A 15166-nucleotide genomic window follows, 5' to 3' on the forward strand; every position below is an offset into this window, starting at 1 on the left:
GAACCCTCCCCCTCCCTCCCCCACCACCGAAGGACACCCGCCATGCACCGCGCATTGATCGTCGTGGACGTTCAGAACGACTTCTGCGAGGGGGGCAGCCTCGCGGTGACGGGGGGCGCGGATGTCGCCGCCGCCATCACCGACCTCATCGGTGAGGCCCAGCCCGGCTACCGCCACGTGGTGGCCACCCGTGACCACCACATCGATCCGGGCGACCACTTCTCGGAGCACCCCGACTACGTGAGCACCTGGCCCGCCCACTGTGTGGCCGGGACGGAGGGTGTGGGCTTCCACCCGAACTTCGCGCCGGTGGTCGCCAGCGGGGCGATCGACGCGGTCTTCGACAAGGGCGCGCACGCGGCGGCGTACAGCGGCTTCGAGGGGAGCGACGAGAACGGCTCCACCCTGGCCGAGTGGCTGCGCGCCCGCGATGTGACCGAGGTCGACGTCGTCGGCATCGCCACGGACCACTGCGTGCGGGCCACGGCGCTGGACGCGGCCCGCGAGGGCTTCCGCACGCACGTGCTGCTCGACCTGACGGCGGGCGTCGCCGAGGACACGACGGACCGGGCACTGGAGGAGCTGCGGGCGGCGGGCGTGGAGCTGTCCGGCAAGCCGGTGGTGTAGGCGCGTTTCCCCCTACCCGCCCCTGCCCGTCCCTCCGAGCCGGCGGCAAGCCCCCGGATCCCTGTCGCGGCGGCACCGCCCCCGAACCCCCGCGCCTCGATCGCCGGCGGGGCCCGTTCCGAGGCTGTGGGGGGCACCGGTTTCCCCCTACCCGCCCCTGCCCGTCCCTCCGAGCCGGCGGCAAGCCCCCGGATCCCTGTCGCGGGGGCACCGCCCCCCGAACCCCCGCGCCTCGATCGCCGGCGGGGCCCGTTCCGAGGCTGTGGGGGGCAGCCACCCCTCAGGCAGAGCTCCGGGGCAGACCGAGGACGGACACCGGGGCCGCCCGGAAGGTACCGGGCTCACGCCCGGAGGTCTGTGGGGCGTCCCCCGCTCGCTGCCACCGCCCACGGCCGGGTCCGGGCCCACGGGCGCCGGCCCGGACCTACGCTCCGCCCGCCGGGCGCAGGAGCGCGCGGATGGGGTGCCAGAGTTCCTGGGTCGGGGGCTCATGGGTGCGCCAGAGGAGGCCGTCCGGGTGGTGCAGCACCGCCGTGATCTCATCGGGCGTCGGCGGCTCCGCGTTGCCCCGCAGATACACCGCCCGCAGCCCCAGATTCCGCAGCCGCGTCAGCGCCCTGGCCCGGTTCGCCGCATGCACCAGCACCCGGACCTTACTGCCGTCGCCGACGGGACTCGGCAGGCCTATCGCGACCACGACGCTGCCTCCTGGCAACTTGCAGAAACCTCCGCCGGGCATGCCGCATCACTCCCCCGTGAGCTCGCTGTCAATAAGAACTTCGTCAGACGCACCTAAACACGATCGGCCGTCGCCCGCTAGAGGGCGACGGCCGATCGTGCTTTGACCTGTGACGATGCGAGCTACTTCGCCGAGGGGCCGACGTTCACGGTGATCGTCCGGCCGTTCTTCGGCTCGTTGACGATTGCTATACGCGTGTTCGTGTCAGCAACCTTGACACCGGCGGTCGGGTTCTCCTGGTACCAGTAGACGCCCTTGCGGTCATCGAAGACCGGGTTGCCCTTGTGTGCACCGATCCGCAGCGGACTGTCCGCCTTGTGCAGAGTGAAGGCATCCGTCGTGAAGCGGCTGAAGGTCGAGTCGTAGGCCTGGATCCGGTTCCGGAGCAGCGTGCCGTCCGCCCACTTCAGCGGCTTGGCGTTGGCGTCGACCGGAAGGATCAGGCCCCGGCCCGGGTGCTGGCTGGTGTTGTTGTCCTTCTGGGAGGTGTCCCAGAGCCAGACCAGCAGGCCGTTCTGGTACGGGTAGTGCTCGACCCAGTTGTCCTTCGGCGCCTTGAAGCCGAAGTTGTACGGGCCGACCTTCAGCGTCGCGTCGTACGAGACATACTGCCGGTTCTCGGCGAGGTAGTACTGCTCGTACTCCTTGGTGAAGGACTCGGCGATGCGCGAGAAGCCCTTCGCGGTCCAGCCGTTGTCGTCGCCCTCGGCGTTGTCCGAGAACAGCGGGGCGCCGTCGGCGGTGACGGTGATCGCGTCGGCCGCGAAGCCCTTGCCGCCCGCGCCGCCGTCCGTCTGGTAGCGGAAGCGGACGTCGACCTTCTTGCCGGCGTACGCGTCCAGGCCGTACACGAGCTTCTTGTACGCGCCCGACGCGCCGGTCAGCGCCGGGGAGCCGCTGGCGTCACGGGTGATGGCCGCGCCGTCGGCGGTGCCGTCGACGGCCGTCCAGCTCGCGCCACCGTCGGTCGACACCTCGGCGTACAGGTAGTCGTAGTCGGCCTCGATGTCCCACCAGCCCGAAAGCTCCAGGGACGCCTTGGACTTGCCGGTGAGGTCGACGGTGCGGGTGAGGGTGTTCTTGAGGTCGTCACCCATGTCGCTCCACCACTGCTTGGAGCCCTCGGCGGGCTTCACGACGGTGGTGGTGACGGCCTTCTTCGGCAGTTCGACGACGAGGGCCTGCGGGTTCTTGGTGTTGTACTCGGCCACACCCAGCTTGTGGGTGGACTTCGTCGCCGCCTTGGCCTTGGTGTAGTTGAGCCAGCCGAGCTGCAGCTTGTCCCACGCGGTCATGTCGCCGGGCAGGTCGCCGATGGACTCCTTGCCGCTGCCCAGCCAGGAGCCGGACGACATCAGGGACCAGTAGCCGGTCGAGTTCTCGCCCTGGCCCGAGGTGTCGTACAGGTCGGGCAGGCCCAGGTCGTGGCCGTACTCGTGGGCAAAGACGCCGAGGCCGCCGTTCTCCGGCTGCATGGTGTAGTCGCCGACCCAGATGCCGGTGCTGCCGATCTGGGTGCCGCCGGCCTTGTTGCCCGCCGGGCCGGTCCTGCCCGCGTCGGTGCCGTACGCGTACCAGCGGTGGGCCCACAGGGCGTCGCCGCCCTGGACGCCGCCGCCGGCGGACTCGTCCTCGCCCGCGTGGACGATCTGGAAGTGGTCGATGTAGCCGTCGGCCTCGTTGAAGTTGCCGTCGGCGTCGAAGTCGTAGCGGTCCCACTGGTCGTACTGGGCCAGGTCCGCCTTGATCTGGGCGTCGGTCCTTCCCTTGGCCTTCTGGTCGGTGGCCCAGGCGTTGACACCGTCCTTCACCGCGTCCCAGACGTTGGCGCAGTTGGACGAGCCGCAGTAGTTGGAGCCGTAGCGGGCCTCGTTGTACTCGACCTTGACCCAGTCGGACACCGTGCCGTCGACCGAGTAGCGGCCGGACGAGGTCCGCTCGTAGTAGGTCTTCAGCGAGTGCTTGGGGCTGCCGTCCTTGTTCTTGCCCTTGCCGAAGTACAGGTCCGTGAAGTGCGCCTGGTTGAAGTCCTTCTGCCAGGCGGTCGAGTTGTCGACCTTGCGGTCCGGCTCGGCGATCGCGTTGTGGAGCGGGCCGGGCGCGCCGCCGTACTTCTTGACGGGAGCCTCGGGGCCGTCGCCGTCCGGGTCGAACATCGTGGTGTCGTCGACCTTGTCGCCGAACTCCACGAGGATCGTGAAGATCTTGTCGGTCTTCTCACGGCCGAGCTCGACGTACTTCTTGTCGTCGAGCTTCACGACGTTGGACGCGCCGCGCTTCTGCACGGTCGCGTCCCCGGATATGACCTGCTCCAGCGCCGCCTGGCGCTGCTGCTCCTGCTGCTTGCTGAACGGACCCTCGAGGTCGTGGTCGACGTGCCCCTTGTCATGGGCCTTGTCGTGGCCCGCGCCGGGTGCCGGATCATGGCGCTCGATGCCGGCCGTCGTGCCGTGGTTGTCGGCCTGGGCCACGGTGTAGGCCGAGGCCGTCGCACCGGTGGCGGCGAGCACCACGAACACCGCGGACGTTCTGATCGCCCGTCGTCTGCTGGTCACTTGAAGTGTCCTCCCCCGCGCCCGCGTACCGCGGAGCCAAGGATGTGGGGTGGATCCGCGCGCGGCTGCGCGTCACAAGTGACGACATTCGACCGGAGTTAATGAAGAAAAGACAGACCTTGACTTGAGCAGGCCAACTGCACTATGCAGTAGCGCAGTTCCGGAATGCGGACACGGGGACGCTCACATGCAAGGGAAAACCCTATTGCCCCACGCGAACCGGCAACAGGCGCACCGAAGCGTCCAGTCCGCGGAACGGGTGACTCCATGCGCCCCCCATGCACCGGTACCGTGGGTTAGGTCACGCTTACTACCGGTTCCTCTCGGGCATCCACCGTCGTAGAGTCGCCGGACAGTGCGACCCGTTGCGACACCGCCAACGACCGCCTCGAGAGACGGAAACCGTCATGCCGCGTCCTACTGCCGCACAGCTCGCCTACGGTTCGGCCACTGTCGTCGTCTCGACCGTCGCCATGCTTCTGCTCTCCCGCACCACCACGGGCATCGGCGTCGCCGTGATCGGGATCGCCGCTCTTGCGCTTGGTCTGCTGGTCGCCGTGACCGTGCCGCTGCCGGTCAGGGCACAGGCGAAGGCGGCGCGCAGGGCCCCTTCGAACCATGCCGCCGCCGTCCCCGAGGAGGTCCCGGCCGGCGCCGCGACCCCGGTCGCCGTGGACACCACCGCCCGGGTGTCCGTCGCCCGCGCGCGCACGGGAGCCGAGCGGGTGGGCGAGCACTCACTGCGCCGTTGACACCACCACCGTCTTGGCCGCCTTGTCGTGCAGGCCCTGCTTGTAGGGCTTGTCCACCAGGATCATGATCGCCAGGATCAACGGCCAGATGCAGGGGCAGCAGATGAGCTGCGGCAGCCAGAGCACCACGGCCCTCATGAGCGAGGAACTCGTGTCGGGGGTGCTCCCGTCGTTGAGCATCGCCACGCGCATCTTCAGCAGCTTCTTGCCGAGGGTCTGGCCGGTCCGCCTGACCATCAGGGTGTCGTAGCCGACGAAGGCGACGATCGTGATGAGCTGGAACACCCACTGCCCGCCGGTGTTCGTGCTGGTGATGAAGTCGTCCAAGTCGTCCGACGATCTCGTCACCCCCTCGTAGATCCCGAACGGGATGCCGATGAGCGCGAGCGGAATGGTGACGATCAGCCAGTCGATGAAGCGCGCGAGGAAGCGCTTGGGCGCGTCGGCGAGCGGTGGCATTCCATGGAGGGGGTCGGTGCCGCCGTAGGGGTCGCCTCCGTGCGCGCCGGAGTCGTACGGGGGCGGAGGCGTGCCGCCCGCCCCGCCGTAAGGGGACCCGCCACCCGGGGGCGGGGGCGCGCCGTAAGGGGAGCCACCTCCCGGAGGCGGGGGTGCACCGTACGGAGAACCCCCGCCCGGCGGAGGTCCACCGGGGGGCGGTGTGGGCTCCTGCGGCTCCTTCTTGCGGAACGGGTCGTCCTCAGGCGGCTGGCCGGGCGGCTGGTCGTTGCTCATGGGGGCAGTGCATCCCGCCCGGCCAGGCGCCGCAACGGCTCACGTGCCGTTCGGGGGACTCGCGCGGCCAGAGGGCTGACAAGGCGTCAGCAGCTACGACCGGTCCGTCCGGGTCAGCCGGCCACGAACGTATGAGCCGCCTTGTCGTGCCAGCACTGCCGCCACGGGCGGTCGAACACGCACCAGAGCACATTGACGACACCGATGAGCAGCACCCCCAGCAGCCCGTGCACGAGCCAGCGCCACAGGGCCGCCACGAACGACGGGGGCGCGTGCGACTCGATGTCCCGCACCTCGAGGCCCAGCAGCTTCTTGCCGAGCGTGCGGCCCCACTTGGCGGTCGGCAGCGCCTCGTACAGCGTGCCGAGCACAAGCAGAACGACGAGCGAGAGGGCGAAGTGGAACGCGGTCGTCGCGTCGAGCAGCCACACCGTGACCGTCTCGCCGGACAGCTTCGCCGCCTCGATCTTCCCGTCGATGTGCTCCAGCGCAGCGGAGACGAACGGGATCGACGCGGCGCCGACGAGCGCGCCCAGCACGACCGTGTCGATCAGCCGGGCCACCAACCGCTTGCCGAGCGCGGCAGGCCTGGCCGCGGCCTGGGCCTGTGCGGCCTGCAGGAACGGGTCGCTGACCGGCGGCTTCCACGGCACGACCGGCTGCTGCTCGGCGGCCTGCGCCTGGGCCAGCCGGTGCACCTGCTGCGCCCAGGACGCGGCGCCGCCGCCTGACCCGGCGCTCACCGGCGCCTGCTGCTGGGCGGACGCCTGCTGCTGGGCGGGCACCTGGGCCTGTGCCTGAGCCTGCGCAGGCTGCTGCTGGGGCTGCTGGGACTGCGACGGCTGCTGGGGATACTGAGGCTGCTGCTCGGGCGCGAACGAACGGATCGTCATCGGGCCCTCGGCGGGCGGGGTGTCGGCGCCCACACTCCGCACCCCGGGCAGCGCGCCGCCGGTGGGGTCCACCGGGGCCGCGGTACCGCCGGACGCGGCGCGAGGGTCCTCGGCCGACGGGCCCGACGCCCGGTCGAACCGGACGCCGGGGGAGCCGCCCGAACGGGGTGCGGCGCCCGGCGCCGTGCGCGGGTCCTGACGCCCGCCCGGGAGCGCGTCACCGGTGCGCGGGTCCTGGGGCGCGCCCCAGGAGACACGGTTGTCGCGGTCGCCGCCGAACCCCGACTGATGGGAGGTGTCCGCGTGCCAGGCCGAGGCGGGCTCGGGACGGCCGGCGTCCGAGGCCTCCGGCTCCTCGTCGAGGAAGACGGGGCCGGTCTCCTCCACCGAGGGGACGGACGGAGCCGGGGGCGCGGCCGGCGCCGCCGACGCGACGGACGCTGCGGACGGGGGCGCCGGCAGCGACTCGCCGTCCCGAGGGGTCGGCCTGCTCGTACCCGGCACCCACGCCGCGCCGTTCCAGTACCGGACATATCCGGGGATGGAGGGATCTGGATAGAAGCCGGCCGCGGGGCTGCCGTCGCCGGTTGCCGGGGTGGGGGCGCTCATCACCGTGGTCCCGTATCTCCTGGAAGGCATGGGGGCATCGATTCAAGGGTCCACATCTATCAGACAGCCGCGCCGTCCTGGGCCGGTCCTGCCGTAAGGCCCACTTTCCGGTAACTCTGCGCCCCATCACCGCAACCGTTCCCCGAGTGACTGAGAAGTTGTTGTCGGAAGTCGCGTAATAGTCGGCGGGGAAGGCGCTCTCTCCCTGCGTGGCCCGCTCCCGGGCCCCGTACCAGGAAAGGAAGTCGCACTCTCATGCACACCGTGGTGGAACGCGAGCTGGAGCTCAAGCTGGTGCTGTCGCCGGAGCGCAGCACCCCCGTACCGGCCAGGCTGGCCTACCGCACGGCCGATCCGTACGCCGTGCACATCACCTTTCACATCGGCTCCGAGCACCCCGTGAACTGGACCTTCGCCCGAGAGCTGTTCGTCGAGGGGATCTTCCGGCCGTGCGGGCACGGGGACGTCCGTATCTGGCCGACCAAGGTCGAGGGACGGAGTGTCATACTCGTCGCCCTGAGCTCGCCGGACGGGGACGCCCTGCTGGAGGCGCCCGCCGCGCAGGTCTCCGCATGGCTGGAGCGGACACTGCGCGCGGTGCCGCCGGGAGCCGAGTCGCAGCAGCTCGGTATCGACGACGCGCTGGCGGAGCTGCTGACGCCGACCCCGGCGGACGATCTGTACCTGCGCGATCCATGGCCTTCGGACGAGGCGAAGGACGGTGAGGCGTAGGGCCGTGGCCCGGTGGTCACACGTAGGTATGGGTGATGAACTCTATGGAGTGGCCGTCGGGGTCGTCCACGTACACCCCGCGGCCACCGAAGAGGTGGTTGATCCGCTGCGGCTCGGCGTGCATCGGGTCGGACCAGTAGGACAGCTCCCGCTCCTTGATCCGGCCGAGGATCTCGTCGAACTCCTCGTCGGAGACGAGGAACGCCAGATGCTGCGAGACGATCTCGGACTCCGGCCCCTCGTCGAGGTAGTCGAGGGTGACGCCGTTGGCGAGCGGGACGCTGGCGAAGGGCCCGAAAGGTTTCGCCTCGGGTGCGTCGATCAGCTCGGTGAGGAAGCGGGCTGCGGCGAACCGGTCGCGGCAGTGGACGATGGTGTGGTCAAGACGTGCGGGCACGGCTCCTCCTTCGTCACCGGAAGTCGGTACTTCCACGCTAGACACGGAGCCGTGCCCCGGGCCATCGGGCATGGGGCGTAGGGCTGTGGTCCCGGCAGACCCGGGACGGTCGCACGTACGAGGTCAGAAGAGCTTGCCCGGGTTGAGGATGCCCAGCGGGTCGAAGGTCTGCTTGATGCCGCGCTGCAACTCCACGCCGACCGGACCGAGTTCACGGGCGAGCCACTCCTTCTTCAGTACGCCCACGCCGTGTTCACCCGTGATCGTGCCGCCCAGCTGCAGCCCGAGGGCCATGATCTCGTCGAACGACTCCCGGGCACGCCGGGACTCGTCGGGGTCGGTGTGGTCGAAGCAGACGACGGGGTGGGTGTTGCCGTCGCCCGCGTGGGCGCAGACGCCGATGGTGAGGTCGTACTTCTCCGCGACGGCCGCCGTGCCGTCGAGCATCGCGGCGAGCTGGGAACGCGGCACGCACACGTCGTCGATCATCGTCGCGGACTTGACCGTCTCCAGCGCGGTGAGCGACAGCCTGCGCGCCTGAAGCAGCATCTCGGACTCGGCTGCGTCCTCGGCGGGCACGACCTGGGTCGCTCCCGCGGCGGCGCACAGCTCACCGACGGCGGCCAGATCGGGCGCCGGGTCGGGGGTGTCGAAGGCGGCGAGCAGCAGCGCCTCGGTGGTGTCGGGGAGGCCCATCTGCGCCATCTTGTTGACGGCGTGGATCGTCGTACGGTCCATGAGCTCGAGGAGCGACGGGGTGTGGCCGCGCTCCATGATCGCGCAGACGGCGTCGCAGGCGGCGGCAGCCGAGGGGAACTCCGCGGCGAGGACGAGCTGCTGGGGCGGCTGGGGCTTGAGCGCGAGCACCGCCTTGACAACGATGCCCAGGCTGCCTTCGGAGCCGACGAAGAGGCGCGTCAGGTCGTATCCGGCGACGCCCTTGGCGGTACGGCGGCCGGTGCTGAGGAGCCTGCCGTCGGCGAGGACGACGTCGAGGCCCAGGACGTACTCGGCGGTGACCCCGTACTTGACGCAGCACAGCCCGCCCGACGCGGTGCCGATGTTGCCGCCGATGGTGCACATCTCCCAGCTGGAGGGGTCCGGCGGGTAGTACAGCCCGTGCTCGCCGACCGCACGGCTGAGCACGGCGTTGATGACGCCGGGCTCGACGACGGCGATCCGGTCGACGGGACTGATCTCCAGGATGCGGTCCATCTTGACGAGCGAGAGGACGATGCATCCGTCGGAGGCGTTGGCGCCGCCGGAGAGTCCCGTGCGGGCGCCCTGCGGGACGACCGGGACCTGCAGCGCTGTCGCGGTGCGCATGACGTGCTGGACCTGCTCGACGGTGCGGGGCAGCACGACGAGTGCGGGGGTGCCCGCGTCGCAGAAGCTCGCCATGTCGTTCGCGTACGAGGCCGTGACGTCCGGGTCGATGATGAGGGCCTCGTCCGGAAGGCCCGCACGCAGCTCCGAAACGAGCCGCGGGAGAAGATCGTCCATGATCCCAGCCTTGCACCGGGGGCCATCGGTGTGAACCCGTCTGCGTTCCCGTTCGCTGCACCGGGTGTGCTCTTCGTATCAGGTGTCCGGTACCGCACAGTGTTCGCCATGAAGACGCGATACGCACCGAACATCAGGAATGCCGTCATCGGCACGCTGGTCGCCGGCGGCCTGGTCGCCGGCTTCCTGGTCTTCGGCCCCGGCGCGGGCGGGCCGCCGCCGGCCTCGGGGCCCGCGGCCCGGGCGATGCTCGCGGTGGGTGCCGGTGCGCCGGCGTCGCCGGACGATCTGTCGGCACTGGTGGTGGACCGCGAGAGGTGGCTGCGGGCGCGCCCGGCCGACGAGGCGTCGTGGGCGGTGCTCGGCTCGGCGTACGTGGAGCTCGGGACGCTGGTCGGCGAGTGGTCGTACTACCCGAGGGCGGAGACTGCGCTGAAACGTTCACTCGAGGAGCTCCCTGCCGCGAAGGGCAATGCGGACGCGCAGCTCGGGATGGCGGCGCTGGCGAACGCACGCCGCGACTATGCGACGGCCAAGCGGTGGGGCGAGAAGGTGCGGGCCCGGACGCCGAAGCGGTGGACCGCGTACCCGGTGCTGATCGACGCGTACAACGGGCTCGGCGACTACAAGGCGGCCGGCAAGGCCGCCGAGAGGCTCCAGGCCCTGCGCCCGGGCGCCGCGCCGACCCTCGCCCGGGCGGCGCAGATGTATGCCGGTCGCGGCCGGTCCGAGGACGCGGCGGCGACCGCCCACGAGGCAATGACACGTGCGCGGACCGCGGCCGAGAGGGCGGCGGCCCGTTTCCGGCTGGGCGAGCTGGCCTGGGGCCGGGGCGAGCCGGCGGAGGCCGTCGGACACTACGACACGGCGCTGCGGACCGATGCCGGGCACCATCCGTCGCTGGCGGGGCGGGCGCGTGCGCTGGCGGCGCTGGGCCGCAAGGACGAGGCGATGCGGGACTACACGGCCGCGCTGGAGAAGCGGCCGCTGCCGGAGTACGCGCTGGAGGCCGGCGAGCTGTACGAGTCGCTGGGCCTGGACGGGGACGCGCGCACGCAGTACCAGGTGGTGCCTACCAGGGCGGCGAAGGCGCAGGGGCAGGGCGTGAACGTCGAGCTGGTCCTCGGCCGGTACGAGGCGGACCACGGGGACGCCCACTCCGCGGTGCGCCGGCTGACGATGGAGTGGGAGCGCGGCCACCGGAGCCTGGAGGTGGCGGACGCGCTCGGGTGGGCGCTGTACCGGGCGGGGCGGGCCGGTGAGGGGCTGACGTACGCGAAGCGGGCGACGGAACCGAACATGCGCAACCCGCTGTTCTCGTACCACCGCGGAGAGATCGAGCGCGCGCGTGGCCTGGACGGCCCGGCCCGCCGCCACCTGGCCGAGGCGCTGCGGATCAACCCGTACTTCTCCCCGCTCCTGGCTCCGCGTGCCCGGGCCGCGCTCGAGAAGCTGGGTGAGCCCGCGGCGGGCGGGCCGGAGGACGTGTGGGGCGAGGCCGAGCCCCTGGAACTGACGCGGGTGGAGCCGGAGTCGGACGCGGAACCGGAGTCGGAGTCGGAGTCGGGTTCGGGCGGTCGAGGCAGGGCCGGCGAGGACGAGGAGCCGACGACGGGTCCGTCGGAATCCGCCACGTCGGAATCGGACCGCTCGAGGTCGAGCGGGTCGGAATCGGACCGCTCGAGGTCAGGCCTGCCGGGTTCGGACTCGGACTCGAGCTCGAGCTCGTCGGATTCCGGCCGGTCGGAGCCCAGCCCGTCCGTACCGCGCCCGTCGGATCAGACCCCGTCGGATCAGGGCCCGTCGGATCAGACCCCGTCGGATCAGACCCCGTCCGGCGAATGAGCAGCGGGCGGGGGCGGGCTCGCTGCCCGTCCCCGCCCGGTTCCGAGCGGGCTACAGGTTGCCGCGCTTCGCCTGCTCGCGCTCGATGGCCTCGAACAGGGCCTTGAAGTTGCCCTTGCCGAAGCCCATCGAGCCGTGGCGCTCGATGAGTTCGAAGAAGACGGTCGGACGGTCCTGGACCGGCTTGGTGAAGATCTGCAGAAGGTAGCCGTCCTCGTCGCGGTCGGCGAGGATCTTCAGCTCACGCAGGGTCTCGATCGGCACACGGGTGTCGCCCACCCACTCGCCCAGGGTGTCGTAGTACGAGTCGGGAGTGCTGAGGAACTGGACACCGGCCGCGCGCATCGTGCGGACCGTCTCCACGATGTCGTTCGTCGCGAGCGCGATGTGCTGCACGCCCGCCCCGCCGTAGAACTCCAGGTACTCGTCGATCTGCGACTTCTTCTTCGCGATCGCGGGCTCGTTGATCGGGAACTTCACCTTGAGCGTGCCGTCGGCGACCACCTTCGACATCAGCGCCGAGTACTCGGTGGCGATGTCGTCGCCCACGAACTCCTTCATGTTCGTGAAGCCCATGACCTTGTTGTAGAAGGCCACCCACTCGTTCATCTTGCCGAGCTCGACGTTGCCGACGCAGTGGTCGATGGCCTGGAAGGTGCGCTTCGCCGGGGGCTCGACGATCGGGTCGGCAGCCGAGAAGCCGGGCAGGTACGGACCGTCGTAGCCGGACCGGTCGACGAGGGTGTGGCGGGTGCTGCCGTACGTGGCGATGGCGGCGAGGACGACCGTGCCGTGCTCGTCCTTGATCTCGTACGGCTCCTCGATGCCGCGTGCGCCGTGCGCGACGGCGTACGCGTACGCCGCCCGCGCGTCCGGCACCTCGATCGCGAGGTCGATGACGCCGTCGCCGTGCTCGGCGACATGGTCGGCGAGGAAGCGGCCCCAGTCCGTGGCCGGCTTGATGACGGAGGTGAACACGAAGCGGGCGGCACCGTTCGTGAGGACGTACGACGCGGTCTCGCGGCTGCCGGTCTCCGGTCCGGAGTACGCGACGAGCTTCATGCCGAAGGCCGTGGAGTAGTAGTGCGCGGCCTGCTTGGCGTTGCCCACGGCGAAGACGACCGCGTCCATTCCCTTCACCGGGAAGGGGTCGGCCTGCCGGGCGGTGTGAGGGGTGTGATCCAGGATCTCAGTCATGGCGGCAGACTCCCTCCGATCCACAAGCTGCGCAATAGTTTGTGTATTGCCTGGGCAACCTGCCCAGTCGTTGCCCGATTTGTTCGGGCGATCTGTACAGGATGACCACTGGGAGGCTTCTCGTGGCGATCGATCATCTGGACGGCAGGCTCATCGTGCTCCTCGCGCGCGAGCCGCGGATCGGCGTACTGGAGGCGTCGCGCCGACTCGGTGTGGCACGCGGCACGGTCCAGGCGCGGCTCGACCGGCTGCAGTCGGCCGGAGTCATCCGGGGGTTCGGGCCGGATGTCGACCCGGCCGCGCTCGGGTACCCGGTGACGGCGTTCGCCACGCTGGAGATCAAGCAGGGACAGGGCGCGGACGTACGGGCCCATCTGGCGACGGTGCCCGAGGTGCTGGAGCTGCACACGACGACCGGACACGGCGACATGCTCTGCCGGCTCGTCGCCCGCTCGAACGCGGACCTTCAGCGCGTGATCGACCGGGTCGTCGGGTTCGAGGGGATCGTGCGGGCGTCGACGGCGATCGTGATGGAGAACCCCGTACCGCTGCGGATCATCCCGCTGGTGGAGCAGGCGGCGGAGGACGCGAACCGGATCCACGGGGGCTGACGCACCGTCCCCGCTTCGGCGCTGCGGGACGCAGCACATGCAAAGAAACCGCTGCAAAGAAGTTCTTGCAAAGAGGTACTTGCAAGGACTTCTTTGCAACTCTAGGCTTGGGCCATGCCCGAGCACGAGAAGTCACCATCGGCGCCCTCGCCCCCGTCGGCGTTCCCGTCCCGCACGCTCGACCCGCGCTCCCTGCGCGGGCTCGCCCATCCCCTGCGGATGCGGCTGCTGACCGCCCTGCGCCACCACGGCCCGGCCACCGCCTCCCAGCTGGCCGACCGGCTGGGCGAGTCAAGCGGCGCCACCAGTTACCACCTGCGCCAGCTCGCCTCGTACGGCTTCGTGGCGGACGACCCGGAGCGCGGCAAGGGCCGGGAGCGCTGGTGGAAGGCCGCCCAGCAGAGCCTCCTCTTCGACGAGTCGCTGTACGGCGACCCCGATCCGGAGACACGGGGGGCCGTGAACGTCTTCATGCACGAGGTCGCCACGATGCACGCCCAGGAGCTCTCCACCTGGCTGGGCACCATGCGCGACTGGCCCGACGCGTGGCCGAAGAGCGCGGACATGAGCGACTTCACCCTTCGCCTCTCCCCCGCTCAGCTGCGAGAGCTGAACGACAGGACCCAGGCGCTCATCGAGAGTTACCGAGAGGTCGAGCCCGGAGAGGGCTCGGAGAAGGTCCGGATCCATCTGCACGCGTTCCCCCAGCAAACCGACTGAAGGGACCGACCAGGTCATGCACGCCGACATACATCTGTGCCTGCACGAACTGCGCGCCGCGGAACTTCATCGGGAAGCGGCCACCGCCGCGTACCGACCGGACGTACCGCGACGCCTACCGCGCCCGGCCCTGCGTGCCCAACTGGGCTGGACACTGGTCGAAGTGGGCCTGCGCCTCGTGGCCGCGCATCCGGCGCGTACTGCTACCGCGGCCTGAAGGGGGCGAGGACCACCTCAGCAGGTCGGGACCTTGCTCTCGTCGTTGTCCAGGAGACGGAGCGCGTCCACCGCTTCCTTCAGCGTGGAAACCGGGATCAGCCGCATCCCTTCGGGGAGTTCGGCCTGGGCGTCCGTGCACTCGGCCTTGGGCACGAGGAAGACGGTCGCCCCGTCGCGGGCAGCTGCCTGCGTCTTCAGGGACACCCCGCCGACCGCGCCGATCTTGCCTTCCGCGGTGATCGTTCCCGTACCGGCGATGTCACGGCCGCCGGTGAGATCGCCGCCCGTGCCGTTGCCCTCGAGCTTGTCGACGATGCCGAGCGAGAAGAGCAGGCCGGCGCTGGGGCCGCCGACGTCGGCGAGGTGCAGGGTGACCTTCACCTTCGCGGGGTCCTCGTCGAGGTAGTCCAGGGCCGCGTCCACGGCGCTGACCTGGGACTTCTTCATCTCGGCGACGTTGTGCTTCTCGATCTGCTCGTCGGACTGCCCGGACGGATACACCGCGTCGTGCGGCAGCACGGCACGGTCCGTACGGAACCAGGCGTCGACCACATCGCCCAGCCCGACGTCCACGGCCGGCCCGGTCGCCAGGATCGTCGTCATCCGCAGCGCGCCGTCCGTCTTCCGCGTGGGCGCCCCGGAGATCGTGATCACCGGCTTCCCGTGGTCCACCCCCAGCACGTTCGTGGTCTGCCCCGGCTGCGCCAGGGCGAAGGGCAGCGGCGCGAGCCCGGCGACCGCGAGCAGTGCGACGACGGGGAGGGCACACACGAGGAGAGCCCAGGGGCGCGAGAGGCGAGAGAGAAGCACGACGTCAATCTAGCGGCCCGCCCGGCGTGCCCTGCCGCCGAGGGCACCCGGCGATGGGCCCGCCTCGGGCGCCGCTGCCCGGCCCCGCCAAGAGCTTCCGACCCAGCCCAGCGCCGCCCTGCTTGCACACCGCTGCCCGACCCAGCCCAGCGCCGACCCTGCTCGCGCACCGCTGCCCGACCCAGCCCAGCGCCGACCCTGCTCGCGCACCGCTGCCCGACC

The 15166-nt window shown here is 70.6% G+C and carries 15 protein-coding genes; 7 read left to right on the forward strand and 8 right to left on the reverse strand.

What is annotated here, in order from left to right; all coding sequences use genetic code 11:
* Positions 1 to 42 precede the first annotated feature (42 nt).
* The gene (locus ABT078_RS29420; protein ID WP_351232932.1) at positions 43 to 627 is read left to right on the forward strand and encodes a nicotinamidase; all 585 of its coding nucleotides are present in this window, start codon (positions 43 to 45) and stop codon (positions 625 to 627) included.
* 424 nt (positions 628 to 1051) lie between these two features.
* On the opposite strand, the gene ABT078_RS29425 is transcribed toward ABT078_RS29420, so the two are convergent.
* Both ABT078_RS29425 and ABT078_RS29430 read right to left on the reverse strand, forming a co-directional pair.
* The gene (locus tag ABT078_RS29425) at positions 1052 to 1366 is read right to left on the reverse strand and encodes a hypothetical protein (RefSeq protein ID WP_351232934.1); all 315 of its coding nucleotides are present in this window, start codon (positions 1364 to 1366) and stop codon (positions 1052 to 1054) included.
* A gap of 122 nt (positions 1367 to 1488) precedes the next feature.
* On the reverse strand, positions 1489 to 3921 hold the full coding sequence (locus ABT078_RS29430) for an immune inhibitor A domain-containing protein (RefSeq protein WP_351232936.1): 2433 nt from the start codon (positions 3919 to 3921) through the stop codon (positions 1489 to 1491).
* Positions 3922 to 4328: 407 nt separating this feature from the next.
* On the opposite strand from ABT078_RS29430, the gene ABT078_RS29435 reads away from it, so the two are divergent.
* Entirely contained in the window at positions 4329 to 4673 is a 345-nt protein-coding gene (locus ABT078_RS29435; RefSeq protein WP_351232938.1) for a hypothetical protein, read from the forward strand.
* Here the strand turns inward: ABT078_RS29435 and ABT078_RS29440 are convergent.
* Both ABT078_RS29440 and ABT078_RS29445 read right to left on the reverse strand, forming a co-directional pair.
* Positions 4659 to 5408, reverse strand: a complete 750-nt coding sequence (locus tag ABT078_RS29440) for an RDD family protein (RefSeq protein WP_351232940.1) — start codon at positions 5406 to 5408, stop codon at positions 4659 to 4661. The two genes, ABT078_RS29435 and ABT078_RS29440, sit on opposite strands and share 15 nt — an antisense overlap.
* A 113-nt stretch (positions 5409 to 5521) precedes the next feature.
* On the reverse strand, positions 5522 to 6910 hold the full coding sequence (locus tag ABT078_RS29445; RefSeq protein ID WP_351232974.1) for an RDD family protein: 1389 nt from the start codon (positions 6908 to 6910) through the stop codon (positions 5522 to 5524).
* A 255-nt stretch (positions 6911 to 7165) separates the two neighbouring features.
* Between ABT078_RS29445 and ABT078_RS29450 the strand changes: the two genes are divergently transcribed.
* Complete coding sequence (locus ABT078_RS29450; protein ID WP_351232942.1) at positions 7166 to 7642, forward strand: SsgA family sporulation/cell division regulator; 477 nt, start codon at positions 7166 to 7168, stop codon at positions 7640 to 7642.
* Between the two features lie 16 nt (positions 7643 to 7658).
* Here ABT078_RS29450 and ABT078_RS29455 read toward each other — a convergent pair whose 3' ends face one another.
* Positions 7659 to 8039, reverse strand: coding sequence for a VOC family protein (locus tag ABT078_RS29455; RefSeq protein ID WP_351232944.1), 381 nt, complete (start codon positions 8037 to 8039; stop codon positions 7659 to 7661).
* Positions 8040 to 8162: 123 nt separating this feature from the next.
* On the reverse strand, positions 8163 to 9542 hold the full coding sequence (locus ABT078_RS29460; RefSeq protein WP_351232946.1) for an FAD-binding oxidoreductase: 1380 nt from the start codon (positions 9540 to 9542) through the stop codon (positions 8163 to 8165).
* Between the two features lie 108 nt (positions 9543 to 9650).
* Here ABT078_RS29460 and ABT078_RS29465 point away from each other — a divergent pair, with 108 nt between their 5' ends.
* Positions 9651 to 11387 carry a tetratricopeptide repeat protein gene (locus ABT078_RS29465; RefSeq protein WP_351232948.1) on the forward strand — a complete coding sequence of 579 codons (1737 nt, stop codon included), beginning with the start codon at positions 9651 to 9653 and terminating at the stop codon, positions 11385 to 11387.
* 51 nt (positions 11388 to 11438) lie between these two features.
* Here the strand turns inward: ABT078_RS29465 and hppD are convergent, their stop codons facing one another.
* Entirely contained in the window at positions 11439 to 12584 is a 1146-nt protein-coding gene (gene hppD, locus ABT078_RS29470) for a 4-hydroxyphenylpyruvate dioxygenase (protein ID WP_351232950.1), read from the reverse strand.
* A gap of 122 nt (positions 12585 to 12706) precedes the next feature.
* Here hppD and ABT078_RS29475 point away from each other — a divergent pair, with 122 nt between their 5' ends.
* The 3 genes from ABT078_RS29475 (at position 12707) to ABT078_RS29485 (ending at position 14132) form a co-directional block, all read left to right on the forward strand.
* Positions 12707 to 13195 (forward strand): Lrp/AsnC family transcriptional regulator, encoded by a 489-nt coding sequence (locus tag ABT078_RS29475; RefSeq protein ID WP_351232952.1) that lies wholly within the window; start codon positions 12707 to 12709, stop codon positions 13193 to 13195.
* A gap of 114 nt (positions 13196 to 13309) precedes the next feature.
* Positions 13310 to 13915: a helix-turn-helix domain-containing protein gene (locus ABT078_RS29480; RefSeq protein ID WP_351232954.1), complete on the forward strand. Its 606-nt coding sequence runs from the start codon at positions 13310 to 13312 to the stop codon at positions 13913 to 13915.
* A gap of 16 nt (positions 13916 to 13931) precedes the next feature.
* Positions 13932 to 14132, forward strand: coding sequence for a hypothetical protein (locus tag ABT078_RS29485; RefSeq protein WP_351232956.1), 201 nt, complete (start codon positions 13932 to 13934; stop codon positions 14130 to 14132).
* A gap of 17 nt (positions 14133 to 14149) precedes the next feature.
* Here the strand turns inward: ABT078_RS29485 and ABT078_RS29490 are convergent, their stop codons facing one another.
* Positions 14150 to 14944 carry a S16 family serine protease gene (locus ABT078_RS29490; protein WP_351232958.1) on the reverse strand — a complete coding sequence of 265 codons (795 nt, stop codon included), beginning with the start codon at positions 14942 to 14944 and terminating at the stop codon, positions 14150 to 14152.
* Between the last annotated feature and the right edge of the window lie 222 nt (positions 14945 to 15166).

This window comes from Streptomyces sp. NPDC002133, from assembly GCF_040296405.1.
GTDB lineage: Bacteria > Actinomycetota > Actinomycetes > Streptomycetales > Streptomycetaceae > Streptomyces.

Coding starts and splice junctions, on each gene's coding strand:
- ABT078_RS29420 (WP_351232932.1), top strand. CDS start 43: ATGCACCGCGCATTGATCGTCGTGGACGTTCAGAACGACTTCTGCGAG.
- ABT078_RS29425 (WP_351232934.1), bottom strand. CDS start 1,366: ATGCCCGGCGGAGGTTTCTGCAAGTTGCCAGGAGGCAGCGTCGTGGTC.
- ABT078_RS29435 (WP_351232938.1), top strand. CDS start 4,329: ATGCCGCGTCCTACTGCCGCACAGCTCGCCTACGGTTCGGCCACTGTC.
- ABT078_RS29440 (WP_351232940.1), bottom strand. CDS start 5,408: ATGAGCAACGACCAGCCGCCCGGCCAGCCGCCTGAGGACGACCCGTTC.
- ABT078_RS29445 (WP_351232974.1), bottom strand. CDS start 6,910: ATGAGCGCCCCCACCCCGGCAACCGGCGACGGCAGCCCCGCGGCCGGC.
- ABT078_RS29450 (WP_351232942.1), top strand. CDS start 7,166: ATGCACACCGTGGTGGAACGCGAGCTGGAGCTCAAGCTGGTGCTGTCG.
- ABT078_RS29460 (WP_351232946.1), bottom strand. CDS start 9,542: ATGGACGATCTTCTCCCGCGGCTCGTTTCGGAGCTGCGTGCGGGCCTT.
- ABT078_RS29465 (WP_351232948.1), top strand. CDS start 9,651: ATGAAGACGCGATACGCACCGAACATCAGGAATGCCGTCATCGGCACG.
- hppD (WP_351232950.1), bottom strand. CDS start 12,584: ATGACTGAGATCCTGGATCACACCCCTCACACCGCCCGGCAGGCCGAC.
- ABT078_RS29480 (WP_351232954.1), top strand. CDS start 13,310: ATGCCCGAGCACGAGAAGTCACCATCGGCGCCCTCGCCCCCGTCGGCG.
- ABT078_RS29485 (WP_351232956.1), top strand. CDS start 13,932: ATGCACGCCGACATACATCTGTGCCTGCACGAACTGCGCGCCGCGGAA.